At 62.4% G+C, this 24,344-nt stretch carries 19 protein-coding genes and 2 pseudogenes; 11 read left to right on the forward strand and 10 right to left on the reverse strand.

The genetic code is table 11. The features are described 5' to 3' along the window. The first annotated feature begins 99 nt into the window (after window positions 1-99). Complete coding sequence (locus tag ACNI3Q_RS06720; RefSeq protein WP_426275097.1) at window positions 100-1,587, forward strand: NAD(P)H-hydrate dehydratase; 1,488 nt, start codon at window positions 100-102, stop codon at window positions 1,585-1,587. Window positions 1,588-1,683: 96 nt separating this feature from the next. Here the strand turns inward: ACNI3Q_RS06720 and ACNI3Q_RS06725 are convergent, their stop codons facing one another. Further along, on the reverse strand, window positions 1,684-4,278 hold the full coding sequence (locus tag ACNI3Q_RS06725) for a cation-translocating P-type ATPase (RefSeq protein ID WP_426275099.1): 2,595 nt from the start codon (window positions 4,276-4,278) through the stop codon (window positions 1,684-1,686). Beyond that, window positions 4,268-4,708, reverse strand: a complete 441-nt coding sequence (locus ACNI3Q_RS06730) for a universal stress protein (protein ID WP_426275101.1) — start codon at window positions 4,706-4,708, stop codon at window positions 4,268-4,270. Before ACNI3Q_RS06730 ends, ACNI3Q_RS06725 begins: the two co-directional genes overlap by 11 nt. A 132-nt stretch (window positions 4,709-4,840) precedes the next feature. On the opposite strand from ACNI3Q_RS06730, the gene ACNI3Q_RS06735 reads away from it, so the two are divergent. Then, on the forward strand, window positions 4,841-5,542 hold the full coding sequence (locus ACNI3Q_RS06735; protein WP_426275103.1) for a VIT1/CCC1 transporter family protein: 702 nt from the start codon (window positions 4,841-4,843) through the stop codon (window positions 5,540-5,542). Window positions 5,543-5,632: 90 nt separating this feature from the next. Here the strand turns inward: ACNI3Q_RS06735 and ACNI3Q_RS06740 are convergent. From ACNI3Q_RS06740 to ACNI3Q_RS06750, 3 genes and pseudogenes are all read right to left on the reverse strand, one after another. Continuing rightward, window positions 5,633-6,108, reverse strand: a pseudogene (locus ACNI3Q_RS06740) (DDE-type integrase/transposase/recombinase); the annotation flags it as partial. 593 nt (window positions 6,109-6,701) lie between these two features. Next, window positions 6,702-6,872 (reverse strand): annotated as a pseudogene (locus ACNI3Q_RS06745) (IS110 family transposase); the annotation flags it as partial. A gap of 206 nt (window positions 6,873-7,078) precedes the next feature. Next, window positions 7,079-7,408 carry a hypothetical protein gene (locus ACNI3Q_RS06750; protein ID WP_426275105.1) on the reverse strand — a complete coding sequence of 110 codons (330 nt, stop codon included), beginning with the start codon at window positions 7,406-7,408 and terminating at the stop codon, window positions 7,079-7,081. A gap of 60 nt (window positions 7,409-7,468) precedes the next feature. Between ACNI3Q_RS06750 and ACNI3Q_RS06755 the strand changes: the two genes are divergently transcribed. Next, the gene (locus tag ACNI3Q_RS06755; RefSeq protein WP_426275107.1) at window positions 7,469-8,038 is read left to right on the forward strand and encodes an NADPH-dependent FMN reductase; all 570 of its coding nucleotides are present in this window, start codon (window positions 7,469-7,471) and stop codon (window positions 8,036-8,038) included. A gap of 161 nt (window positions 8,039-8,199) precedes the next feature. Here the strand turns inward: ACNI3Q_RS06755 and ACNI3Q_RS06760 are convergent, their stop codons facing one another. Next, window positions 8,200-8,343, reverse strand: a complete 144-nt coding sequence (locus ACNI3Q_RS06760) for a hypothetical protein (protein ID WP_426275109.1) — start codon at window positions 8,341-8,343, stop codon at window positions 8,200-8,202. Window positions 8,344-8,398: 55 nt separating this feature from the next. On the opposite strand from ACNI3Q_RS06760, the gene ACNI3Q_RS06765 reads away from it, so the two are divergent. The 8 genes from ACNI3Q_RS06765 to ACNI3Q_RS06800 all read left to right on the forward strand — a co-directional run bounded on the left by ACNI3Q_RS06765 (window position 8,399) and on the right by ACNI3Q_RS06800 (window position 17,871). After that, window positions 8,399-10,720 carry a TonB-dependent receptor gene (locus ACNI3Q_RS06765; protein WP_426275111.1) on the forward strand — a complete coding sequence of 774 codons (2,322 nt, stop codon included), beginning with the start codon at window positions 8,399-8,401 and terminating at the stop codon, window positions 10,718-10,720. Window positions 10,721-10,956: 236 nt separating this feature from the next. Continuing rightward, a complete protein-coding gene (locus ACNI3Q_RS06770; RefSeq protein WP_426275113.1) occupies window positions 10,957-12,180 on the forward strand; it encodes an MFS transporter in 1,224 nt (407 codons plus the stop codon). Window positions 12,181-12,208: 28 nt separating this feature from the next. Continuing rightward, on the forward strand, window positions 12,209-13,498 hold the full coding sequence (locus tag ACNI3Q_RS06775; RefSeq protein ID WP_426275115.1) for an aromatic ring-hydroxylating oxygenase subunit alpha: 1,290 nt from the start codon (window positions 12,209-12,211) through the stop codon (window positions 13,496-13,498). Next, entirely contained in the window at window positions 13,495-13,980 is a 486-nt protein-coding gene (locus ACNI3Q_RS06780) for a VOC family protein (protein WP_426275117.1), read from the forward strand. The genes ACNI3Q_RS06775 and ACNI3Q_RS06780 overlap by 4 nt, the downstream gene beginning before the upstream one ends. 150 nt (window positions 13,981-14,130) lie before the next feature. Next, window positions 14,131-14,916: a 4,5-DOPA-extradiol-dioxygenase gene (gene ygiD / locus ACNI3Q_RS06785; RefSeq protein ID WP_426275119.1), complete on the forward strand. Its 786-nt coding sequence runs from the start codon at window positions 14,131-14,133 to the stop codon at window positions 14,914-14,916. Between the two features lie 38 nt (window positions 14,917-14,954). Further along, the gene (locus tag ACNI3Q_RS06790) at window positions 14,955-16,046 is read left to right on the forward strand and encodes an acetamidase/formamidase family protein (RefSeq protein ID WP_426275121.1); all 1,092 of its coding nucleotides are present in this window, start codon (window positions 14,955-14,957) and stop codon (window positions 16,044-16,046) included. Window positions 16,047-16,076: 30 nt separating this feature from the next. Next, window positions 16,077-17,078 carry a bile acid:sodium symporter family protein gene (locus tag ACNI3Q_RS06795; protein ID WP_426275123.1) on the forward strand — a complete coding sequence of 334 codons (1,002 nt, stop codon included), beginning with the start codon at window positions 16,077-16,079 and terminating at the stop codon, window positions 17,076-17,078. Next, complete coding sequence (locus ACNI3Q_RS06800; protein ID WP_426275125.1) at window positions 17,059-17,871, forward strand: TauD/TfdA dioxygenase family protein; 813 nt, start codon at window positions 17,059-17,061, stop codon at window positions 17,869-17,871. Before ACNI3Q_RS06795 ends, ACNI3Q_RS06800 begins: the two co-directional genes overlap by 20 nt. Window positions 17,872-17,880: 9 nt before the next feature. Here ACNI3Q_RS06800 and ACNI3Q_RS06805 read toward each other — a convergent pair whose 3' ends face one another. The 4 genes from ACNI3Q_RS06805 to ACNI3Q_RS06820 form a co-directional block, all read right to left on the reverse strand. Further along, window positions 17,881-20,199: an acetamidase/formamidase family protein gene (locus ACNI3Q_RS06805; protein ID WP_426275127.1), complete on the reverse strand. Its 2,319-nt coding sequence runs from the start codon at window positions 20,197-20,199 to the stop codon at window positions 17,881-17,883. A gap of 112 nt (window positions 20,200-20,311) precedes the next feature. Beyond that, window positions 20,312-21,697, reverse strand: a complete 1,386-nt coding sequence (locus ACNI3Q_RS06810; protein ID WP_426275129.1) for a zinc-binding metallopeptidase family protein — start codon at window positions 21,695-21,697, stop codon at window positions 20,312-20,314. Next, window positions 21,694-22,938 carry an MFS transporter gene (locus ACNI3Q_RS06815; protein ID WP_426275131.1) on the reverse strand — a complete coding sequence of 415 codons (1,245 nt, stop codon included), beginning with the start codon at window positions 22,936-22,938 and terminating at the stop codon, window positions 21,694-21,696. Before ACNI3Q_RS06815 ends, ACNI3Q_RS06810 begins: the two co-directional genes overlap by 4 nt. Further along, window positions 22,935-24,341: an amidohydrolase family protein gene (locus ACNI3Q_RS06820; RefSeq protein ID WP_426275133.1), complete on the reverse strand. Its 1,407-nt coding sequence runs from the start codon at window positions 24,339-24,341 to the stop codon at window positions 22,935-22,937. The genes ACNI3Q_RS06815 and ACNI3Q_RS06820 overlap by 4 nt, the downstream gene beginning before the upstream one ends. Window positions 24,342-24,344 lie beyond the last annotated feature (3 nt).

Genomic DNA, 24,344 nt, shown 5'->3' on the forward strand with positions numbered 1-24,344 from the left:
TGCGCTCCATTCCATCCGTTTCGGCGCTACATCAAACACCAACCGTGACGATGTGCGCGTTGGCAGGGTTCAAGGAAAGCGGCGATGAGGCATGAACCCATGGACCAGGGCTATGCAGTATTGACCACTGATCAGATGGCGCAGGCTGATCGTCTGGCTGTCGCAGCGGGCATTTCCGAACAGCAGCTGATGGAAAATGCAGGCGCGGCAGTTGCAGCCTGCATCATGGACCGTTGGTCGCGTCGTCGGGTTGCGGTCCTGTGTGGGCCCGGCAAAAATGGGGGTGACGGTTTCGTCGTCGCCCGCAAACTGCGGGACGCAGGCTGGCCGGTTCGCCTCGCCCTGTTCGGTGAACCGGTGAAGCTGGTGGGCGCTGCCAAGGCCAACGCTGACCGCTGGGCGTCCCCGATCGAGCCGTTCAGCCTGCACGTGCTTGATCAGGCCGAACTCATTGTCGACGCCGTGTTTGGCGCGGGCCTTGATCGAGCGTTGCCGCGCCTTGTGATCGAAGTGCTTATGGCGGCCTCGTCCCGGGCGATCCCCATCGTGGCTGTCGATGTTCCAACCGGCGTCATGAGCGATACCGGCGTCGCGGCCGGTGCTGTTGCCGCTTCGCTTACCGTCTCATTCGTTCGAAAGAAGCCGGGACATCTCCTGCTTCCGGGCCGCACGCTTTGCGGGGAGCTTGTCATCGCCGATATCGGCATGGCTGCCGGCATCATCGATGCCGTCAATCCCCGGATCTTCGAAAACAGCCCCGACTTATGGATCGATCAGCTTCCGCGTCTGCACGAAACCACCCATAAATACGACAGGGGACACGCGGTTGTTTGGGGCGGCTTCCCGGCCACCGGCGCTGCTCGCCTGGCAGCGGCAGCGGCGGCGCGAGCGGGGGCAGGACTGGTGACGGTTGTTGTCGGGCCCGACGCCTTCCCAATCTACGCCACCGCACTGACCAGCATCATGGTTCATCCGGTCGCAGATGCCGACGCACTTGAACGGTTCCTCAGCGACCAGCGCATCGGGGCAATGCTGATTGGTCCGGGTGCCGGCGTGACATCGGCAACGCGGGGCGCTGTCCTGGCCATGTTGGCGACGGGTCGTCCAACCGTCCTCGATGCCGACGCCCTTACGGTATTCAGCGGGAAACTCGATTCACTCCATGCAGCAAGAACCGGTCCCTGCGTGCTGACGCCGCATGACGGGGAGTTTGCCAGGTTATTCAACATTGCTGGCGATCGACTGGAACGCGCGCGTGCCAGCGCTGCCCAGAGCGGCGCAACCGTTGTGCTGAAGGGCAGCGACAGCGTCATTGCCGCGCCTGACGGGCACGCGATCATCAATACCAACGCACCCCCGACGTTGGCGACGGCGGGATCCGGCGATGTCCTGGCTGGCATCGTGCTTGGCCTGCTTGCCCAAGGCATGTCATCCTTTCACGCTGCGGCTGCCGCGACCTGGATACATGGAGCTGCGGCGACGCAATTCGGCCCTGGCCTGATTGCAGAGGATCTGCCTGCAATCATGCCGGCGGTGATTGGACGGCTCGAGGCGATGAAGTCGGCCTTGCTGCGCCGGACCAGTTGAACGCAGTCGCACTCAATCCGGCATCGATGGCAAGTCGGCTTCGAGCCGCCATCCGGCATAGCGGCATCCCGTCGGGCCGTGGGTCTGCGCACCCGGTTACTGCCCCTTTGCCTTGGCATGTTTTGCCACCTGAAGCGTGCCAAGCACGGCTGTGCCTGCGCCTAGCGCCACCAGCCCATCGGTCCAGCCGAGCGCGGTCATTCCCAGCAGCTGGCCCGCAGCGGGAAGGAATTCGGCGATGAGGAGGACCGCCGCTGCCAATGCCGCAATCACCGCTAAAGCCATGTTGGGGCGACCGAAACCAGCCAGCAGGGTCGCCGAGAAGGAGCGATTGACCAAGACGAGACTGAGGATCGCGCCCACAAGTGCGAAGAACACCGTTCCGCGCAGCTCAGTCTCGGGCGCACCACCCGTCAGCATCCACATCAACACCGCCGCAACGCTGGCAAGGGCAACCAATCCCTGTGCGATGGACCAGCCCAGCAAGGCGCGCGACAGAAGCAGGGTGCCCGCCGGCCTTGGGGGGCGGCGCATCACATCCGCCTCGTCGGTCTCGGCTTCGAAGACGAGCGAGCAGACCGGGTCGATGATCATTTGCAGCAGCGCGATATGCACGGGTCCCAGAAGGATCGGCAGCCCAAAGAGCAGGGGCATCAGCGCCAGCCCCGCTATCGGGATATGCACTGCGACGATGAACCCCATTGCCTTGCGCAGATTGTCGTAGATCCGCCGCCCCATGCGGATCGCAGTAGCGATCGAACCGAAATCGTCGTCGAGAAGCACGATTGCCGCCGCTTCGCGCGCAACATCGGTACCGCGCTTGCCCATCGCGATCCCGATATCAGCCGCCTTGAGCGCTGGCGCGTCATTGACGCCGTCACCTGTCATTCCGACAATCTCGCCTGCGGACTGGAAGGCTTTGACGATCCGAAGCTTTTGCTCTGGCATGATCCGCGCGAACACGCCCACGCGCCGAACACGCTGCGCCAGCTCGGCATCGTCCATCGCAGCGAGCATCGTGCCCGTGATCACTTCGCCTTCGTCGATTCCGGCGGCCCGACCAATCGCCCGCGCCGTTTCGGGATAGTCTCCGGTGATCATCACCACCCGGATGCCGGCACTGCGGCACTGTTTTACGGCCCCAGGTACCGAAGCGCGCAGGGGATCGCGAAGCCCGATCAGGCCGTGGAAAACGAACTCGAACCCGCGCTGGGTCGCGGGAAAATCACTTCCGCGCCAGCGCGCCTCGGCGATCCCGAGCACGCGCAATCCCTCGCGGGCCATCGCGTCGACCGCGACATGCATCGACGCACGCGCATCCCCGTCCAATCGACACAGCTCGGCGATGGCTTCAGGCGCGCCCTTCGAGGCGATAAGATGGTCCTCGGCCGCGCTTCCCGTCTGCCAAACATGGGATATGGCCAAGAGGCCAGGATCGAGCGGATATCGGTGTCTCAAATCCCAATCGGCTCTTGCGGGCTTGCGATTTCGTGTGCTGCGCTGCGTTCGGTCAAGGTCGTGAAATGCGATCTCCATCGGATCAACCGCCTGCGGCGCGCTTGCGAGCAGCGCCAACTCAGCGATCGGCACAAAGGCGTGCGGAAGCTCGGTTCCGTCGGGAGAAAAGACGCTCCCGTCAGAGAGGCGCAGCTCTGCAACGGTCATGCGGTTTTCCGTGATCGTGCCGGTCTTGTCCGTGCACAGCACGGTTGCAGAACCCAGTGTCTCGATTGCCGCCCCGCGTCTTGCGAGCACGCGCTCGCGGGACATCCGCACCGCCCCCATCCCCAGGAAAATGGCGAGCACCACCGGGATTTCCTCGGGCATCATCGACATGCCAAGGGCAATGCCGGCAAGCGCCGCCTCGAGCCAGGTTCCGCGGAGCAGGCCGAACAGCAGCACGGCGAACCCGCTGATCAGCACTGCGCCGATTGCGAACAGCGCAACCAGCCGGCGTGTCTCATGATAGAGCCGCGGCGCCTGGACCTCCATCAGCACCAGCGACTGACCAATGCGCCCGATTTCGCTTTGCGCTCCCGTCGCCGCTACCCGGCACAGCCCACTGCCGCGCACGACGAGCGTGCCGGAGAAGGCATAGGCAAGGCCATTCCCGCCCGGCCTTGGCCTGGTCTCGGCCACACCTTCCGTTGTCCTTGCCTTTGAAACCGGGGCCGACTCTCCGGTCAGCAGCGACTCGTCCATCGCCAGTGCATGATTCTCTACTATCCAGCCGTCAGCAGGCACCCGGTCGCCCTCGCCAAGCAGGACCAAGTCCCCTCGCACAACCTCGCGGCCCGGAATGTGCCGATGCAGACCATCGCGCAGCACCAGTGCCCGCGGACTGGCCAGGTCGCTCAGCGCCTCAAGCGAGCGCTCGCTGCGCGTTTCCTGCAGCGCTGTCACGCCTATCGAGAAGCCGGCAAAGGCGAGCAGCATCAGGGCTTCACCCAGATCGCCGAGCGCCAGATAGATGATGCCGCCGGCCACGAGCAACAACAGCATCGGCTCACGCATCACCCCGAGCACAACGGCAATCGTCGATCGGCGTCGGCGGCGCGCGAGCTCGTTATAGCCTTCCTCCGTAAGCCGCCGCCGTGCCTCTGCTTCTTCCAATCCGACCTGCTTCGGACGCTTTGCATCAGTGCCTTGCGAGACGGAGACCCGATCGATCGCATCCGGCTCAGTCGGCATCGATCGCTGCGTCCCGGACAACGAATACCGAGCATTTGGCGTGGCGGAGGACGCGCAGTGCGTTGGCGCCAAGCAAATAGTCGCGCATCACGGGACGATGCGAGGAGAGGACAATGAGATCCGCCTCGAATCGTTCGGCAATCGAAAGGATCGTCGCATGGATAGCGCCGCAATCCACATGGTAGTCGATATTGCCGGCGCCTTCGATGGTTGCCGCAAGCGATCCAAGTCTTGCGCGCGCTGTTTCGATCATCTCGCGATAGCCGATCGCTGACCATTGCGCTTTGACCATGGCCACATGCTCAGGCACGACGCTCGCGAGCGAGAGTTTCGCATCAAAGCATCGACTGAGTGCAACGGCCGTCGGTAGCGCCTTTTTCCAGGAGCGTGACTGATCGAGATCGACTGGCAAGAGGATGCTGCGGTACATTGCCTGACTCCATCGACGCGGAACCGATACGCGGCTGCATCGCATCCACTCGGAAAATAGGCCTGCGCCGCAGATGTGGCGCTTGGTGATGTTACCTAGTGCGGCAATGGACCAAGGGTGAGAGGAAAGGTCATGCGCAGCGTCACCACTCACCCCGAGCGACACAGTGTAAAGCGGATCGGCTGGCTTCGTGCCGCCGTGCTTGGCGCGAACGACGGTATCGTCTCGACGGGAAGCCTGATCGTCGGCGTCGCTGCATCGGAAAGCGGCAGCGCGAATATCCTGCTCGCCGGGACCGCAGCACTGGTTGCCGGCGCGATGTCCATGGCGGCCGGCGAATATGTCTCGGTCAGCTCGCAGGCGGACAGTGAGCATGCCAATCTGGCGAAGGAACGTCGCGAGATTGGCGAGGAGCCTGCGATCGAACATGAAGAACTCGTCCAGATCTATATTGCGCGCGGGCTTCAGCCGATGGTTGCTGAAGCAGTGGCAACACAGCTTATGGCAAAGGATGCGTTAGCGGCTCATGCTCGCGACGAGCTGGGGCTCTCCGAATTCACGACTGCAAGGCCACTTCAGGCGTCGCTGACCTCCGCAGCAACCTTTAGCGCGGGCGCGGCAGCGCCATTGCTTGTGGCCGTATTTTCGCCGGCACCGCTGCTGATCTGGCTAGTCAGCATGGTGTCACTCCTTTGCCTTGCCGTGCTCGGCGCGCTTGGTGCGATTGCCGGTGACGCCTCTCCGGCGCGTTCAGTGGCACGCGTCACGTTCTGGGGCGCGCTGGCGATGGTCGTGACGGCAGGCATTGGCGGACTGATGGGCACGTCAATCTGATCGACCAAAGGACGTAAACTGCGCCACGCTGAGGGGGTCCCGCCTTCCTGGACGGTTTGGCGGCCAAGTTAAGCTCATCCCGGTTGTCGTTCATGCCGCCTGTTTGTTCATCAGATCATCGGGGGCCTGCCCCCCATGATCGGATTGCCCGATCTGCCGATAGGGCTCGATCGGGCCCCTCCCGGTGAGGCCCGGGTGCAGGCGCTGGGTGTTGTAATAGGTGATCCACCGGCCCCGGCCATCCATGCTAGGCGGACCCCGGCCTCACGCAGCACCGGGGTGAGGGCCTGCGACGTGAACTGGCCGCCCTGGTCGGTAGTGAAGATCTCGGTCTTGCCGTAGCGGGGCAGCACCTCCTCCAGCGCCGCGACGCAGAAGCCGGCGTCCATCGTGTTCGACAGCCGCCAGGCCAGGACCTTGCGCGTTGCCCAGTCCATGATCGCGACCAGATAGAGAAGGCCCCGGCGCAGCGGAATGTGGGTCACATCGGCGCACCACACGTGATTGGGCCGGTCGATCACCCGCTTGCGCAGCAGGTACGGATAGACCCGGTGCTGCGGATGGGGACCATCAAAAATAGGCGATTAGCGTCGGCGATCTTATGGGGTTTCGGGCGCGGTTTGGCGGCGCGCACCTTCGCAACGGTCAGCATCGATCGGTCTCCAAAAAATACCTCGTTTTTCGACCGCGCGTACCACGTTCAGAGCCCTCCAATTCGTCGGATGGGCATGGACGGGCACGGACGGCGGAGGCCGAACCGGTCTGCCAAGCGTCGGTAATCAAGGAGAAAAAGTCGATCCCACCGGTCTTGTGCGGACCCTTGTGGAATGGCCGGTGGCGGAGCGGGAGGGATTCGAACCAAATTGATAAGCGGCTAAGTTGCCTTGATTCTTATCGATCCAATTTTTCCAAATACCTCGGAATATACCACGGTAAGGCCTAAAAACTTTTTCGTCCTAAACCAACGATTTGTAGGCTTAGTTCGGCTCCCACCATAGTAATCGAACCCACGATATATTTGCAAGACTTCAGGATTTGACCAGTTGCCCGCACGAAGGATCAAGAGCGCTCAGATGGCTGTGAGGACGTCGGCCACTATCGTTCGTAAGTGGCTTTATGAGACGCCTACAAGGCGGCCTGGAGTCAGGCATTCTAATCCGGTCTTGCCGCGCTTCACGTACGGCTTCACATAAGCTGGCGGCATCAACTGCACATCATGGCCAAAGGTGAGAAGCTCCCGGCCCCGGTGATGGGCCGATGCAGAGGCTTCCATTCCGACAAGGCACGGCGGCAATGCGGCAAAGAACTTCAAAACCTCAGCGCGCCGAAGCTATCGGCAGATCAGCACTTTGCCCGCGGCGCTCCCGCAGAGGCGCTCAATCTCGTCCTGTGGGACTGGGAAGGGCGCATCACGCTCGTTGATGACGACGACCGGCTTGGACTGCGCAATGCCTGAGGTCTACCGACGAGTTCGGCAGGCCGGAGCTTTCCCGGCGTGCTGCCATCGGTTGAGGCGATGGGAAAGAGCTGCTTCTTCTACCTGATGTCGCTATCACCCATGCTGACCAGCTTTATCGCGGCGGCGTTGGCCGGGCTTGGCAGCGCATTGGCCGCCAACCAAGCCAATGCGGCGGCTGATGCCAGCCCCGTCTCGATGGGCGGCACAAGCATCGCCGGACCGCCGGACAATGGGAGATCGAAGCCTTTGTGAACTCCGTCGCGCAGGGCGGGACAGCTTCGCAGTGCGTTCAGATATCGGTCGTCGTTCGGCTGGACGAGGATGCCGATTTGTCGAACCCTGCCCAAAAGGATGAGCGCTGGCGCATGAGCGAACGTCGCGATTGACCCCCAGCCGGTGTTCAACAATCGACGGTGTCCATGGCTCGATCGCGTAGATGCGCTCGCCCGATCAAGGACAAGGCCTGAATGAACATTGTTGGTATTGGCGGAACCGCCCGCGCTGGCTCCTCAACCGAACACGCACTTCGCATCGCGCTTGCCGCCGCCGGGGCCAAGGGCGCTGCGACCCAGCTTTTCGGCGGCGATGCCCTGGCGTCACTCCCGCATTACTTGACGCCGGGCGCGCAAGGTCATCCAACCGGCAACGCGCTCGTCCAGGCGATCCGATCTGCGGACGGGGTGCTGATCGCCAGTCCCGGCTATCACGGCTCCATCTCAGGCATCGTCAAGAATGCCCTCGACTATTTGGAGGAGACTGCTCGCGATCAACGTCCCTATCTCGACGGGCTTCCGGTGGGCCTCATCGTGACGGCTTATGGGTGGCAGGCCACTGGCAGCACGCTTGCTGCGCTGCGCTCCATTGCCCATGCCCTTCGGGGATGGCCGACGCCCCTTGGCGTGACGATCAATTCGTCGCTGTGCTCATTCGCGGATGGTGGGTGCAGCGATGCAGCAGTTGCCGGGCAGCTCGAGACACTCGGATGCCAAGTCCATGCATTTGCCGATCTGAAGCGCAAGGTGCCCGTCCAGGGCTGATCGCGCCGCCCAGCTAAGAGGCTGCGCATCGTTACGCGTTTTTTCTGAACGAGTTGCGCAGCGTGGCCCCCGCGATGCTGTCGGCCGGGCGAAGGATCCGCCCCTCGATACCGTCAACTAGTTATTCGCTCGTGCACAAGACCCGAAGGCCATCGGCTGGCTCACTTGAGTGCAATTTCAGGAGCATTCCGGACGAACGGAAGCCCCGCACCCGGGAGGATGAGCAGAATGTGGGGGATGGCGATGACAAGCGGATTGAGCGGGCGCCGGTTGCTGATGGCAGCCTTGGTTTCTTCGACGACCATATTTCCTGCCGCAGCTTATGCAGGCGAACCGGAGACACGGATCGCGGACAGCGCGGTGACCAATGACGAGCCGGGTGCCGAGGACGAGACACAGGACATCATCGTCACTGCCTCGAAGCGGGATACGACCCTTCAGGAAGCCACGCTGTCGGTCACAGCAGTAACGGCAGAGACTCTCAAGGAAGCGAATATCACCGAGGTCACGGGGCTCAACGGGATCGTGCCCGGCCTCGTCGTTGCCCGCAGCGGGGGCGGCGAGCGGCTCATCTCCATTCGCGGGGTGGGTTCCGAAACTCCTGAGAACGCCAATACCCAGCCTGGCGTCTCATTCCATGTCGATGGCGTCTACATCTTCAATTCCATCGCCGCGAACGCCGCCTTTATCGACGTGGCGCAGGTCGAAGTGCTTCGCGGGCCCCAGGGGACGACGTTCGGCCAGGGCTCGACGGGCGGCACGATTAACGTCGTGACCAACCAGCCCTCGACCCGCGAATTTTCAGGCGAGGCCAGCGCGGGCATTGGCAATTACGGGCTCACCCAGGGCAACATGGCGGTCAATGTCCCGATCGGCCAGTTCGCCGTCCGGGGCGCGGTCCAATATCTCAAACGGAATGGCTATGCGGTCGCGACCGGCGTGCCGGGCAACAGCGAATATGATCTGGACGACCAGAATGAGATCGGCTGGAAGCTTGCGGGCATCTGGGAGCCGACCGACACTTTCTCCATTCTGCTCAGCACGATCCAGTATGAAAGCGATATCAACGGCCCGGCCCAGAAGAATATTCTGGATCCCGAGCCCGACCCCCGCATCCTGACGCAGGATTATCCAGCGCGGTCGATCATCGATACCGAGCTTTATTATGGGGTGGTCCGTTTCGATGCCGGGCCCGTCATCGCCAAGTCGATTACCAGCTACCAGAAACTGTTCAGCCGCCAGTCGTGGGACGGCGACGGGCTGACGGGCGACTTGTTCGAACGCAATATCCTCGGCGGCTATCGTCCGCCGCTGAACGGAAATCCGGAGCGGCTGGGCGCGCGGTACGACCATATTCCGCTTTGGCAACAGACCACCGAGAGCTGGACGCAGGAAGTCAACCTCGCATCCAATGGGGATGGCCCGTTCAACTGGATTCTCGGCGGGGTCTATCTCTGGTCGAAAAACTCGCAATATATCGTGGAATATCGTGCCAATACAGGCGATCCCTATGCCGACGCCCTGCCCATCACCACGCCGTTCAACAGTCCTTTGGTTCCGCTGGTGACCTATGCTGAGCTGTCGGACGTGAAGCGCAAGGCCTATGCCGGCTATGTCGAGAGCACGCTTGACCTCAGCGATGCCCTCACCCTCACCGCAGGCGTTCGCTACAATTATGACGAATATTCGGGCAATGCCGATACCAATGGCAGCGGGCCGGTTTTGACCTCGGGCGCCTATCTGCAGCAGCGGGCGATCCCGGGGCTCAATACGACCGAATGGACCGGCAAGGCGGCGATCGATTACAAGCTCACACCCGACAACATGATCTATTTCAGCTATACCCGCGGCTTCAAGCCGGGCGGGCTAAACGGATCGGCCGCCGGGGCAGCTCCCCAGGTGCTTGGCTTTGCCAATGGCATCCGCCCGACCTATCAGCCCGAAACGGTCAGCTCATTCGAGCTGGGATCCAAGAACAGCTTTGCCAATGGCGCCGGCACGTTCAACGCATCCGCGTTCTATTATGACTATAACAATCTCCAGTTCCTTGACGAAGACGCCATCCTGTTCGGCGAGGGGGTTGCCAATGCGCCAAGTGCAGAAATCTATGGCGTGGAGATCGAGACGAGCTTCCGCCCCGACGACCATTGGAGCTTTACCGGCACGGTTTCATTCACGAAGGGCAAGTTCAACGCAGACTTCCTGGCGCTTGACCCTGCTGCTGCCGTTCTGGCCCAGAATGCTGCCGGATTTTATGGCACTGGCGAATTCTTCGCAAACTTCTTCCGCGCGGCGCTCGCCCGCGACGCAGCGCGCGCCAATATCAATGGCAATAGCGTTCCGAAGATCCCGGATCTCCAGGGCAGCGCGACCATTGGCTATACCGATACACTGGGCGACGGCATCCTGACGACAAAGGCCACCCTGATCTATCGCGGCGAATATCAGTATCGGCTGTTCAACAATTCCGCATTCGACACGACGCCAAGCTATGCCCAAGTCAATCTTTTCGCGCAGTATGAGCCCAACGGATCGGATCTCTCATTCAGCCTCACCGCGACCAACTTGTTTGACCGGGCCGGCATCAATTCGCGCTTTTCCGACCCCTATGGCAGCGCCCAAACCTACGATACCTTCATCCCGCCCCGCCAAATCCTGGGCACCATCGCCTATCGTTTCTGATCTCGACGCGCATCGAGGCGCCTTTCTGGGCGGCGTGGCATCCACGCCGCCCTTCTTGTTTTGGCGCAACGCCGCAGCACCCGCAGCCAAGCGCGATCAACTGTTCGGGCGCAGCCGATCAAGTCAGCGGCGTCATTATCCCTAGTCTTGCCGGCAGATAATGGGTCGGCCGAGGGAGATTGCCGATGGAACGCAGGCATTGGGTTCTGATCGCGGTGTGCATCGGGTTTTCCCTCGTGACCGCAACCACCTTCACTTCGCTCGGCTATGTCCTATATTCGATGGTCGCTGACCTTGGTTGGTCCCAGGCGGCTGCCGGGACCAGCTTTGCGCTGCTCGGCCTTGCATGTGGCCTTGGCAGTCCCCTGCCAGCAATCCTGATCCGGCGGCTGGGATCCAGGCTGACCCTGTTCATTGGCGCTCTGGTCCTGGCATCGGGCTTTTTCCTCGCCTCCGCCGTTCAGGGCATCGCGCTGTTTTTCCTGGCGACAGCCTTGATGGGAGCCGGTTTTTCTCTGATCGCGCCATCGCCTGGCGTCTTCCTCATCGCAACCTGGTTTCCCGACCGGCCTGGCAGGCTGTTGGGCTATTACTTCATGGCCGGATCGATCGGCGGCGTTGTCGGCCCGTTGATCGTCGGTGCCATTGTGACCCTGACGGGAAGCTGGCGGGTCCACTGGGCGGTGATGGGTGTCTCGGCGCTGGTGTTGGGCATGCTGTTCCTCGTCGCAGTCCGTGATGCCGTGGCGGTCGAAAGTGCCGACCAGGTCCGCAACGCGGCTGCAGCGAGCGCCATTGACGACCAGCCGGTCGGATGGACCGTGCGACGCGCCATGATGACCCCCAGCTTCATCGTCATCGCCCTCGCGATGATCATTGTGCAGACCGCCGTAACAACGCTCCACTCGGTGCTGGTCACGCATGTTGCCGGGCTCGGTGATGGTGGTCTGGCAACCGCCGGAGCGGCGGCGATGAGCATGCTGGCCCTTACCGGAACGCTGGCCAAGGGGGCCACCGGGGCCTTGGCCGAGAAATATGAGCCGAAAGGGCTGCTTGTGTTGGGTCTGGCGCTGCAATGCGCTTCGCTCATCCTCCTCGCCGCCACGCCGCTTGCATCGCTTGCCATAGCTGCAGCCTTGTTGTTCGGCATCGGCTGGGGGCTGGCCTGGCTGAGCGCCCATATTCTTCTCATGCGCTATTTTGGCCGGGCATTGGCCGGGGATCTGACAGCAGCGGCCACAATGGCCACGACCTTTGCCGTGCTGGGGCCCTTGAGCGCTGGTCGGGTGGCTGATCTGACCGGAACCTTCGTTCCGGTCTTTATCGTGTTTGCGGCGCTGATGGCCCTGGTCATCCTGACGACCGCGTTCCTCCTTCGCCGTCCCCGGGCAATCGCCGATGCCAGCGAACCGCACCCTGCCGCCGCTGTGCAGGTCGAAGCGCTGGTCCCCGCCGAATAATCCCCTGATCAATCCACCGGAACCGATGATGACGCTTTTGACCGATCCCTTTTTCGACAGTCTGCTCAGCTCGACCCTGCCGACGGTCGAGGCAGAAACACTGCCGCCTGCCTGCTACACTGACGAGGCATTTTTCCGGTTCGAGAAGGAGGCGCTGTTCTATCGAGAATGGCTGTGTGCAGGCCGCCAGGAATGGATTGAACATCCCGGTGATTATTTCACGCTGACCCACGCCAATGAACCGTTGATTGTGGCGCGTGACCGGGAGGGCAACATCAAGGCCATGTCGGCGGTCTGCCAGCACAGAGCGATGCTTGTCGCGGAAGGCACGGGCAATGCCCGCGGCTTTACCTGTCCCTATCATCACTGGTCCTATGACTTGGATGGCACGCTGGTCGGCGCCCCGGCGATGGGGCGAACCTGTAACTTCGACAAGAAGCAGCATCGGCTGCCCCAGTTGAAGGTCGAGCTCTGGCACGGGTTCATCTTCGTCAATTTCGATATGGGCGCTGCGCCGCTTGCCTCGCGCCTGACCGGTATCGAGCCGGTTGTTGCGAATTACGAGCTGGAGGGCCTGCGGGGTCCGGCGCCGGCTAGTCACGAATTCGCGTGGAACTGGAAGGTCCAGTTCGAGAACAACAATGATGGGTATCATGCAAACCGTCTGCACAAGGGGCTTCACGACTATATCCCGAGCGCGCTGGCCAGCTTTCCCGAAGTGCCCGAGGGAACCGCTGGTTATTATCGGCTCAATGGCTCGACCCACCCCAATGCCAGCTTCAACCCGACGGGCAAGGCGCTGTTCCCGGTCTTCCCGAAGCTGACCGAGGAGGAGCAGAACCGCCTCTTGTTCGTCAACCTGCCACCGACCCTGTCGCTGGTCATCCTGAACGATGTCGTCATCTATATCATCATGGACGCACGGTCGGCCGGCAGTCATGGCCTGACCTTTGGCAGCCTCTATCTGCCCGATGCGATGGAGGACCCGGAATTCGAAGAAAAGCGGCGGGTCAACGACGAATATACCGGACATATTGTCGAGCAGGATCTGCATGTCGACCTGTTGATCCAGCAAGGCCTGAATTCCCGCTTCGCACCGCGCGGCCGGTATAGCTGGCAAGAAGATGCCCAGCGCCAGTTCAATGTCTGGCTGGTCGAACGCTACCGGGCCGAGTGGGATCGCCGTCGCGGCCCTGCCGCGCCTGTCAGTCACCTCCGACAGGCGCGCCGATCAGCGCATTCATTGATCGACGAACCTGGCCGGCCATCGGACGCAGTGCCGCGTCGGGCCGTCGCCATACAGGACGGACCATCATGACCAACACGCTTATTTTCGTCGACCTCGCCAGCACCGATCCGGATGCCGCCGGCACATTCTATGCCGAGGTTTTCGGTTGGGAGAATGATGCACGGCCAAAGGGGGTCTATCACCGCATGGTGCCTGGCGGCTTTTTCAAACATAAGGACGGCACGGACAGCCAGATTGGCAACCTGCATCTGGGCATTTTCGACGTGGCCAATGCGCGGCCTCATCCCGATGCCGGCGGTGTCGAGCCACGCACCCTTGCCCCAGCAGGCAGGAAGCCGCGCATCTGGGTGCTGATCAGTGATGACGACAGCGCTGACCGCATCCTGGGGACAGCAGAACGGCTAGGCGCGACCATCCTCTGGCGTGACCATTATTGGTCCGAGTTCAATGGCTATAATCACGCCTTTGCCGATCCATGGGGGAATGAGATCGTCCTATGGGGCAAGGCAGGCGAAAATCCTTCGATTCCAGCCAAGTTCACGCGGGAATGACGCGACGAATGCCTGGCCCGGACAAGGACTTGTGCGCCCCGGTTCAAGACCCGCGCGGTACCGGTGCCATAGCCTTTCCATATCGGAAGGGCACGGCCTGACTGGCCGTGTGCTTCCGGACTGTTTGTCGTCGCTTACAGCAGGTGCTCCATGACCCGAATGCCCCTTATCTTCTTTGGCCATGGCAGCCCGACGAACGCGATCGACGATAATGACGTCACGCGTTGCTGGCGCGCGATCGCCGATTCAATGGAACGGCCCCGGGCCATTCTTTGCGTGTCTGCTCACTGGTTCACCCAAGGAACCGCAGTTACCGGCATGGCAGCGCCGCCGACCATCCATGATTTCGGCCGGTCGCTTCCGGCTGCGCTGTTCGATGTCTCCTACCCGGCCCCCGGCGATCCGCAGCTAGCCCTTCGCATCCAGTCGCTGCTGGCGCCCAAGCCGGTGCGGATCGATATGGACTGGGGGCTTGATCACGGGACATGGTCTGTGCTGACCCACGCGTTTCCGGATGCCGACATCCCGGTTGTTCAGCTGAGCATAGATGCCAAGCTGACCCCCGCTGAGCACTGGGCAATCGGGCGCGCGCTTCAGCCGCTGCGCGATGAAGGCGTGCTGATCATCGGGACTGGGAACATCGTCCATAATCTGAGGGAAATGGATTGGGCGAACGCGACCGGAGCACCCTATGACTGGGCCGTCCGGTTCAACACTGCGATGGTCGAGGCGGTCGTTGCCGATCAGCCCGAGACGGTGATCAATTATCACCAGCGGGGCGAGGAAGCGATGCTGTCGGTGCCGCATCCCGACCATTTCCTGCCACTGCTTTATGTCCTTGGCGCCCGGATGCCGGGCGAAGCGGCCGCGGTCGGGCCGGATGTCATCCATTACAAATCGATCGGCATGACCAGCATCGTGTTCGGCGCGCACTGAACGCGGCCGTCCAACAGCTTGCAATGAAGGGGGACTCTATGGGCCTGCATATCCCGCACGGTGCGATCCGCGACGCCATTCAGCCAACGGCGCTCCACCGGCTGCGCGCCACGCCCGAAACGATCCACTGGGGTTATTTCTCGCCCGACATTCCTCCAGCGCTGACCGTGCGCAGCGGCGACCTGATCCAGGCCCAGGCGGTCACCCACCATGCCGGCGACGATCCCGCGCTGATGTTCGACGAATCGATCCGGCGGATTTTCGAAGAGGTCGACCCCGCAACGCGCGCGCCCGGATGCCATATCATGACCGGCCCGATCTTTGTCGAGGGCGCGGAGCCGGGCGACATGCTGGAAGTCCGCTATTTCGAAATGATCCCCCGGTTCAACTATGGATCGAACCTGCAGGCCAATTGGGGCCATCTGTATCAGGAATTCGGTGAAACCGAACGCGTCACCATCTATCGCATCGATGCCAATGCCAACACGGCCAGCGCGCTTTATGCCTATGACGTGGCCGAGAAATATGTGGTGCCGGGCCGCATCACCAACTGCCCGGAATGCGACCGGCAGCCCGCCCTGCCGGGCATCACCATCCCTGCACGCCCCCATCTGGGCACTGCAGGCGTGGCACCTGCGGTCAACGAGCCGGTCAGCACGATCCCGCCCGGCCTGCACGGCGGCAACATCGACAATTGGCGTATCGGGGCCGGCGCGCGCATGTATTATCCCGTCCAGGTCGCAGGCGGCCTGTTTTCCATCGGCGATCCCCATATCAGCCAGGGCGACGGCGAAATCAGCGGGACGGCGATCGAAGCATCGCTCGACGTGCTGTTCCAGATCGTGCTGCGCAAGGATTTCAGCTTCCCCTCGCCGCTCCTTGAAACCGGCGATTGCTGGATCGTCCACGGCTTTGGCGCCGACCTGGATCAGGCGATGAAATGCGCGTCGATGGACATGCTGCATTTGCTGACCGAACATCAGGGGCTGTCGCGCAACGACGCCTATTCGCTGATGAGCGTGGCGAGCGATTTCGGCGTAACGCAGGTGGTCGACGGGACCCAGGGCATTCATTGCCGCATCGACCGTCGCATTTTCGGTGCAAAGGGGTCGGTTCGTGATCCCGGCTGATCCCGCCTGGCGCATCGGCGGGCACGGCTGATGCTGGCCCGGCTGAGGATCGACCCGTTTCTGATCGTGCTGGTGGCGGTGCTGGCGCTGGCGAGCATCGTCCCCGTCCGCAGCGACGCCGCGCGCGCGTTCGACACGGTGCAGGACATCGCGATTGCGCTGCTGTTTTTCCTGCACGGGGCCAAACTATCGCGCGGTGCCATTCTGGCGGGGATCGGCGCGTGGCAACTGCATCTGGCGGTGCTGTTCACCACTTTCGGCTTGTTTCCGCTGCTTGGCCTAGGCGCGCTGGCCGTGATCGGCACTGTCATCGATCCGCTGATCGGGACGGGCATCCTGTTCCTGACCATCCTGCCCTCCACGGTCCAGTCCTCCATCGCCTTTACCGCGATCGCGCGCGGCAATGTGCCGGCCGCAGTGTGCAGCGCATCGATGTCGAACCTGATCGGCATCGTCCTGACGCCGTTGCTGGCCGCACTGCTGATCGGTGGCCGGATGGCGGGTGGCTCCTTTTTCTTGAGCGCGGTCGTGACCATCGCGTCGCAACTGCTCGGCCCGTTCATTCTGGGTCATTTGTCGCGGCCCTGGCTGGGCACGTATATCGATCGGTACCGTCCATGGGTGATGCGGTTCGATCGCGGCGTCATCCTGCTGGTCGTCTATACCGCGTTCAGCGCCGCTGTGGTCGAGGGGCTGTGGACCCGCCTGTCCATCGACGATCTGGGGATCGTCATTCTGGTCAGTTCCGCGTTGCTGGCCGCCGTGCTCGGCCTGACTGGGCTGATCGGGCGCTGGATGCGGCTGGAGCGGCCGGATGCGGCTGTTCTAACCTTTTGCGGGTCAAAGAAAAGCCTGGCCAGCGGGGTGCCGATGGCCAGCGCCCTGTTCCCCAGCGCAGAGGTGGGCATGATCATCCTGCCGCTGATGCTGTTCCACCAATTGCAACTGATCGTCTGCTCGATCATCGCCGGGCGCCAGGCCCGGCGGGACGACCAGGCCGGAGAGATGAACAATGTCGCACACGGCGCTTGAAATCCGTCCGCTCACCCGCCGAATCGGTGCCGAGATTTTCGGCATCGACCTGGGTCAGCCGCTCGACAAGGCCACGGTCAAGGCAGTGCATGAAGCGCTGATGGCGCATCAGGTGATCTTTTTCCGCGACCAGCAACTGACGCATGACGCGCACAAGCGCTTCGGCCGCTATTTCGGCGAGCTGGTGATGCACAGCGGGGTTGCCGGGTTGCCGGACCATCCGGAAATCGTGTCGATCCATGCCGATGCCAACAGCACATTCGTCGCTGGCGAAAACTGGCATTCGGACCTGAGCGAACATGCCGAACCGCCGATGGGCAGCATCCTCTACATGCACACGCTGCCCGACACCGGCGGGGACACGCTGTTTTCCAGCATGTACGAAGCCTATGACGCGCTGTCCCCGGCGATGCAGGCGTTTTTAGAGCCGCTGACGGCGGTGCATGACTCAAACCACATCTACCGCGAGCTGTTTCCGGAGGTCGAGAAGACCTATCCGCGCAACGTGCATCCGGTGGTACGCACCCATCCGGTGACCAAGCGCAAATGTCTGTTCATTTCAGAATCCAAGACGACGCGGATCAACGAGCTGTCGAAAAACGAAAGCGCGGCATTGCTGCGGTTTCTGGCCGAGCATGTGAAGGACCCGAATTTCCAAGTGCGGTTCCGCTGGCAGCGGCATTCGGTGGCCTTCTGGGACAACCGCTGCACCCAGCATTTTGCGGTGTGGGATTATTTTCCCGATACGCGAACGGGAACGCGGGTCACGATTGCCGGGGACCGACCCTATTGAGGTCGCATGTCAGGCGGTGAACAGCGCCTTTCGGATGATGGCGTGCACGCCCCAATTGCCATTCACCACCTGCGACACCCCGAAATCGACGCCCACCGACAATAGCGAAATCGCCTCGTCCTCCGACAATCCGCGCGTGGTCATCAGGAAGCGGCGCGCCTTGCGGAACGCATCGCGCATCGCGGCATCCAGCGTGCTTTTCTTGTAAACCTCGCTTTGCGGATCGTCGCTCAGCTCCTTCAGATAATCCGCATGGCTGAAGCCCAGGATGACCCATTCGGTCGCGGTTTCGATGAGCGGATAATCCAGATCGCGGATCTGTTCGCGCAGTTCGCTGGCCGGATGCAGCACCACCTGGATCAGTGCGTCCATCGAACATTCGATCGCGGTGCCGCAGAGTTCGGAATCGCCCTGCGATGCATGGGGATCGCCCAGCGACAGCAATCCGCCCGCCACCTGCACGGGCAAGAAGACGCTTGATCCGGGGCCGGTCCGCCAGTTGTCCAGATTGCCGCCAAAGGCGCTGGGCGGTACCGAATCGACCAAGGCAGAATGGGCAGGCGCTACGGCGATCACGCCGAAATGCGGGCGGATGGGGATTTCGACGTTCCGCAGGATTTCGTAATTCCGCTCGATCGTCGCTGGGTTCACCGGTACGCCCGGATAATCGTAACGCAGATGGACGCGTCCCGACGGATCGGTCTGCGGGGTCCAGCGATAGCTATAGACCGCATGAGCGGAAGGCGGCCGGCCCCGCCCGTCCTCGACCTCATAGATGGTAATGACTTCGCGCTGCTTCGGCTCGGTCAGCAGGTCGGAGAAGTGAAATCCCCAGAAGGTTGCGGCATTGCTGCCGAACGCCTTGCCCGCGAACCGGGGATTGCCGCTTTGCCGCGCCTTGAGATCGAGGATGCGGACCTCGATCACGTCGCCGGGCCGCGCACTCTCGATAGCGATGGGACCGGTGCAGATATGTACGCCGAACCCTTCGCCGGGGCCGCGGCCGAAAGCGCTGGCATCCATCGGCCCTGCACCGCGCCGGTCCACAGCCTTGTGCTCGGCCGTCCAGTGGAACACGCTTTCGGCCGCCGGGTCGCCCTGCACCATGCGTTCGGGATCGTCATTGGCGTGATGGGTCAGCGTTTCGATGGTGACGAAATCGCCGGACCGGATGGTTAGAGCGGGCTTCAGCGTCCGGCTGAAATACCCCCAATGCACCGTCTGCGGATTGGCGGGCAGGTGATGATGGCGCACCGGCATGGACACTGGCGGCGCTTCATCCATGGCAAGGGATGCGCCCTCGCCGCCATCCTCTTCCTCCGCCCGAAAAGCCGGATCGGGCGCGGTCCGGTCCCGCCGGGCGGGTCGGCCCCGTCTGGGCATATCCTCCTGCGTGTCGGCGCCGATGCCCTTGCGATACTCGCGGGGAGAAACGCCATATTGTTCGCGGAACGCCCGGCTGAACGACGCGCTGTCGTTGAATCCCCATTGGAACAGGATGTCCGAAATGGATTTCTGGGCGTGCAGCGGACTGCGCAGGTCGAGCCGGCACCGTTCCAGCCGCCGCACCTTCACATAGTGACCGAAACTGTCGTCGATGGATTCGAACAGTTTCTGAAGATAGCGGGGCGAGATGCCGTGTTCGGTCGCGATCTGCTGATAATTCAGATTGGGGTCGCTCAGCCTCATTTCGATCGTCTGGAAAATGCGCTCGAGTAACCCGGCACGCATTCCCGCAGCACCGCCCATTGCTTTGGTGGGCGCGTTGTCGAGCAGGCTGGACAAGAGAAACTCGGGAAGCGCGAGTTCAACCGGTCGGGCATGGTCCGGGGTGATTTCCATGATCGTATCGGCAAGATAGCGCAGCATGCCCGAGAAAACCCGGCCGGACCCGCTGTCGGTACTGATCTGGCGCGGCTGGTCCGGGAGCGGGGCTTTGAGCCTGGCAGTCATCGCGGCTTGCGGCAGCCGAACGAGCATGACCCGGTTGTCGCCTGGAAAACTGAACCTTACGACATGGTCACTTCTGCCGACCAAGATATCGCCATCGGCCAGTTCGCGGTCTTCGGTGCCGGCCTGAACCCTCGCCGCGCCATCCAGAACGAGCAGCAGCCAGCAGGCACCGGGCGTTTCCTTGAATTCGACCACCCAGCTCTGCGCGGTTCCGGTGAGGCGGATGAAGTCGATTGCCTGGCTGCTGCGAAAATGAACAAGCTCGCCATAGCCGTCGTCCAATGCCTCATCGAGCCGGATCGAAAGGCGTTGCAGCGCGAACCGCCACGCGTCCCGCCGTTGTTCCTTTGGATAGGCATTGGTGGTGAAGCGCACCGATCACCGCTCCTTGAATGCGGCATCCTGCTCCAGCACCAACGGATCTCGTGTCCGCTTGCTGCCGAAAGTTATGCAGGATCGCGAATCTGGGTCAATTGCCTTGTCAGGATCAACTGAACGGTGCCGTATCATCTCCGTACACCGAACTCGTGGCGCCATCGTGCGATGGTTCGGGGCCTCGACCGCAGACCGACAAGATGGTCAGGGCATAGATGAGCGCGCTCGAGGCGAGGTCCTCCGGTTTCGGGCGCCATCGCGGCATGCCCGTCGTCACCGCCGGGACATGTTGCATGTTGAAGACATTATGGTCGCGCCACATGCTCGAATAGACAGGATGTGCACGCTCCAGCGCGTTTCCCCGAGCCATTCGCGTTGCAAGGTCTACCGCACCGGCAAGCGGCGCTACCGCACTGGCATCGGCTTCGAAGCCGTGCCGGACAACGACAGGCTCGACATCAAAATCCTCCACCCTGACCGTCCGCATTGCGGCATTGATGCCGTGCATCGCGTCGGCGGCCTTCTGGTGGGGGGCCAGCGCCACATCGAGGTACAGGGCGCACACCTCGGTCCCGGCACCGAAGTCCATGGGTGCCCCTCCCCTGACTGACGCGATCTGGACCTTGGGCACGGCGCGCCCACCGGCTGAGTCGTAGATCGATGCCGCTTCCCATTGGCGGCTCCAGCCATGGAGGGCATCAATGACGGGACCAAGCCAATAGATCGGATTGGGATGATCGGCGGCATGGTCCGGGGCATCGAGGATCGGCGTGAACACGCCGCGACCGAAAATGCGCACGCGAAACAGGGCATAACCACATCCACTCCAGGTCAGCCCGAAATCGGTCCCCTCTGCCGCGATCGCATAGTCGGGCGCTACGCCGCCATGATGGAACAGATAATGGGCACCGATATCCTTGCCGAGATAGTGGACCCCTTCATATTCCTCGATCGGTTCCGGCCCGATTTCCCCGGGACAGGCGGTCAACCAGACTTTCCCAGCAAGCTGAATCCCTGCTTTTCTCAACGCTTTCGCCGCGATCAGGAAGCAGGACATTGGCCCGCGGTCATTGGAAATGGGATAGCCGCGCAGCCGGCCATCATCGTCCAGCCAGCACCGGGCCCATTCGGGATCGGCAAGGGTTGCCTCGCGGTAGCGGAACCGATCCTGATGGGCGATGCCACTGGGGCTTTCGGTGTCGAGATGGGCGGTCATCAACAGATTGGCGCCGACGCCCCGTCCCCCATATTCGCCGATGATGTTGGGTCGGTCGGGTGTCGCGCCCACCTTGCGCGGCCGGAAGCCCTCGCGTTGCATCCAGTCGAACACGAATTGTGCCGCCGCCGCCTCGCTGCGCGAGGGTGACGGGATATTGCCGAGGTCAAGCGCGAGCTGCACCAGCTCGTCCGTGTCGATGGCCTCGGCCAACGCCGCTCGTTCGGCATCGGTGACGGCATAAGGTGCACTGGCCGGATCGGCAAAGGGCGTGCCGGTCATGCCGGGAGCCCTGCGAGCCTGGGTTCAGGCAAGGCATCTCCAACCGGATAGCGCGGCAGCAGCAGCAGTAGCGCAGCACCGGCGAGCAGTGCGCAACAAGCGAGGACCACTGCAAGCTGGTAGCTGCCTTGTACGTCGAAGGCATGGTCGATCAAGACCGGCGTGATGCCCTGCGCTGCGATGACCGCCGAGTACATGACCCCAATGATGCTGCCAAAGGCGCGGGTGCCGAAATAGCGCGATAGATAATAGGGAAGGGCGCCATATTGCGTCCCCATGCCAATGCCCAGGGCAATGCCGGCAACAACCAGGATGGCGGTGCCATCGCCATATTGCAGGAGCGCGAGCCCAAGAATGGCCATCGCGACCATCGGGATGACCACTCGCGGATTCTGCACCAGGTCGAGCAGTCGTCCAGTCGCGATCTGCCAAGCCGATGTCGTCAATGCAAATGTGCTGACGACCGCAGTGCCCACCTCCATGCCATAACCCCGATCGGCCAGAATGGGGACCACATGGCTGAAGATCGCGGTGGTGCAGCCCGCCCCCGATGCAATCGCGACCATGATGATCCAGAAGGCCGGCATCCTCATGGCATCAGCCAGGGTGGCGCCAGCCACAGGCCCGTCGGGACCCGCTACCCGTGGCTCGGCCACCGGTGCATCGCGAAGCAGGAACCAGATTGCTGGCAGGCCAATGGACAGGATGAGCGCGCCCATTGCGAGATAGCCGGCACGCCAGCCTTCGCTGGCAACGACGATGGCTGCAACGATCGGAAACAGAACCGATCCGGCACCATTGCCAAGGCCTGCCGATATGCCAAGCGCGGTGCCCCGACCCTTGTCGTACCATTCGGCGATGACCTTGGAATAGATAGGGGTCGATGCAATGCTGCCGAACAGGCTGACCAGGAAGAAGGCGCCGTATAGATGGAGAAGCGATCCGGTGAGCATTGAGAGCGCAGCCACGGCGGCAGCGAACAGGACAAGTGCGGGAATCACCATCTGGCGTGCGCCATGATCGTCGGCATAGCGTCCGGCCAGTGGATAGACGATTGCCCCGGTCAGGGCCATGATACCAAGAACGACCGAAACAGCTGCGCGCGGCCACTGGAATTCCGCTGACAAGGGCAGCAGGAACAGGCCGAACACTGCGTGGACGGCAGGCGTTGTACTGACGGCATTGCCCAGCGTGCAGGCGATCAGCACCCTGGTGCGGTCACGCGATGGCGCCATGCTCATCGTACGGGCCAGAGGCTGGGGGTCTGCTGGCCTGCGCGCGCCAGCACGGCCGCGCCAGCCGCCTCGGCATCGGCATAGAGTTTTTCCTCGTCGATCAAGGTCGAGCGATATGTGTCGACCACCCGTCGTCCATTGACCCAGACGCTGTGAACTCCTCGGCCATCCGCCGAATAGACCAGCTGGTTGACCGCGTTGAACAGCGGGCGCCATTCGGGACGGTCGCGGTCATGGAGGACAAAATCGGCCTTCTTGCCGGGTTCAAGCGAGCCGATGCTGTCGGCCAGGCCTGCACCTTGTGCGCCGTTGATCGTTCCCATTTCCAGCACCTTATAGGCCGAGAACAAGCTCGCATCGCGGCGCGAGTCCTTGAACAGGCCGGCAGTGACGAACATTGCCCGCATCATGTCGGCGGCATTGCCATTGTTATTGCCATCGGTGCCAAGCTGCAGGTTGACGCCCGCATGGGCCATTTCCGGGAATCGGCCGACCGCGGTCGCCCCATAAGCGCCCTTCATCGCGGTCATCGGACAATGGGTGACGTTGGTGCCGCTAGCCGCAAGCAATGCCACTTCCTCGTCGTCGAGATGAATGGCGTGCGTGAGCGACAGATGCGGACCGAGAACCCCGAGATCGCCTAGATGCGCGATCGCCCGCCGGCCTGACGTCGCCAGATAATATTCGGGATCGGCAGGGTCAGCGCTCATATGCGCCGAGATGCCAGCACCGCTTGCCGCCGCCATTGCGGTGGCTTCGCGCCACAGGTCGTCGGTCGCTGTATTGTGCCCGACCAGGCACGGCCAGGCGGCGAGCAGCGGATCGCCGGCGCAGGGATAGCGAGCAAGCTCTTGCTCGATGGTGGCAATGGCTTGGCGAGTGAGCATTGCCTGGTCGTCATCCGGAGCAAAGGCGCGGTCCTGGACCCATTGGCCTACCCGGCCGCGAATGCCGGTTTGCGCCAGCGCATCGACGACGGCATCAAGGTCGAGGATTGTCCCTGCCTCGATGAAGCAGGTTGTTCCGGTTCGCAGCATTTCCAGTGCGGCAAGCTGGGCCGACACCTGTTCGTCACCCGGCGTCTGGGCCAAATAGGAAGGCACCAGCCACTGGAAGACATTGGTTGCCCAGTCCGTGTCATCGGGCACATTGCCGCGCGTGATCGGCTCACCAGTGATGTGGATGTGGCAATTGACAAACCCCGGGGTGATGACGAACCGGTTGCTGCCATCGATCACTTCCCCCGCCGCGACGGCACGTTCGACGGTGTCGCTTTGCCCCACCGCCACGATGCGGTCGTCCCGGATCGCGATGGCGCCGTCGCGAAATACCTCGCGATCGCCATTCATCGTGACGATCCAGCAATGCTTGATCAAGAGGTCGGCGCGGGCGGGCTCAGCATGGTCCATGGG

The organism is Sphingomonas eleionomae (genome assembly GCF_049889035.1).
Classification (GTDB): Bacteria; Pseudomonadota; Alphaproteobacteria; order Sphingomonadales; family Sphingomonadaceae; genus Sphingomonas.

Excerpts from the sequence above, each read along its gene's own strand:
- ACNI3Q_RS06720 (WP_426275097.1), top strand. The coding sequence starts at position 100 with ATGGACCAGGGCTATGCAGTATTGACCACTGATCAGATGGCGCAGGCT.
- ACNI3Q_RS06725 (WP_426275099.1), bottom strand. The coding sequence starts at position 4,278 with ATGCCGACTGAGCCGGATGCGATCGATCGGGTCTCCGTCTCGCAAGGC.
- ACNI3Q_RS06730 (WP_426275101.1), bottom strand. The coding sequence starts at position 4,708 with ATGTACCGCAGCATCCTCTTGCCAGTCGATCTCGATCAGTCACGCTCC.
- ACNI3Q_RS06735 (WP_426275103.1), top strand. The coding sequence starts at position 4,841 with ATGCGCAGCGTCACCACTCACCCCGAGCGACACAGTGTAAAGCGGATC.
- ACNI3Q_RS06755 (WP_426275107.1), top strand. The coding sequence starts at position 7,469 with ATGAACATTGTTGGTATTGGCGGAACCGCCCGCGCTGGCTCCTCAACC.
- ACNI3Q_RS06760 (WP_426275109.1), bottom strand. The coding sequence starts at position 8,343 with ATGGTCGTCGAAGAAACCAAGGCTGCCATCAGCAACCGGCGCCCGCTC.
- ACNI3Q_RS06775 (WP_426275115.1), top strand. The coding sequence starts at position 12,209 with ATGACGCTTTTGACCGATCCCTTTTTCGACAGTCTGCTCAGCTCGACC.
- ACNI3Q_RS06780 (WP_426275117.1), top strand. The coding sequence starts at position 13,495 with ATGACCAACACGCTTATTTTCGTCGACCTCGCCAGCACCGATCCGGAT.
- ygiD (WP_426275119.1), top strand. The coding sequence starts at position 14,131 with ATGACCCGAATGCCCCTTATCTTCTTTGGCCATGGCAGCCCGACGAAC.
- ACNI3Q_RS06790 (WP_426275121.1), top strand. The coding sequence starts at position 14,955 with ATGGGCCTGCATATCCCGCACGGTGCGATCCGCGACGCCATTCAGCCA.
- ACNI3Q_RS06795 (WP_426275123.1), top strand. The coding sequence starts at position 16,077 with ATGCTGGCCCGGCTGAGGATCGACCCGTTTCTGATCGTGCTGGTGGCG.
- ACNI3Q_RS06800 (WP_426275125.1), top strand. The coding sequence starts at position 17,059 with ATGTCGCACACGGCGCTTGAAATCCGTCCGCTCACCCGCCGAATCGGT.
- ACNI3Q_RS06810 (WP_426275129.1), bottom strand. The coding sequence starts at position 21,697 with ATGACCGGCACGCCCTTTGCCGATCCGGCCAGTGCACCTTATGCCGTC.
- ACNI3Q_RS06815 (WP_426275131.1), bottom strand. The coding sequence starts at position 22,938 with ATGAGCATGGCGCCATCGCGTGACCGCACCAGGGTGCTGATCGCCTGC.
- ACNI3Q_RS06820 (WP_426275133.1), bottom strand. The coding sequence starts at position 24,341 with ATGGACCATGCTGAGCCCGCCCGCGCCGACCTCTTGATCAAGCATTGC.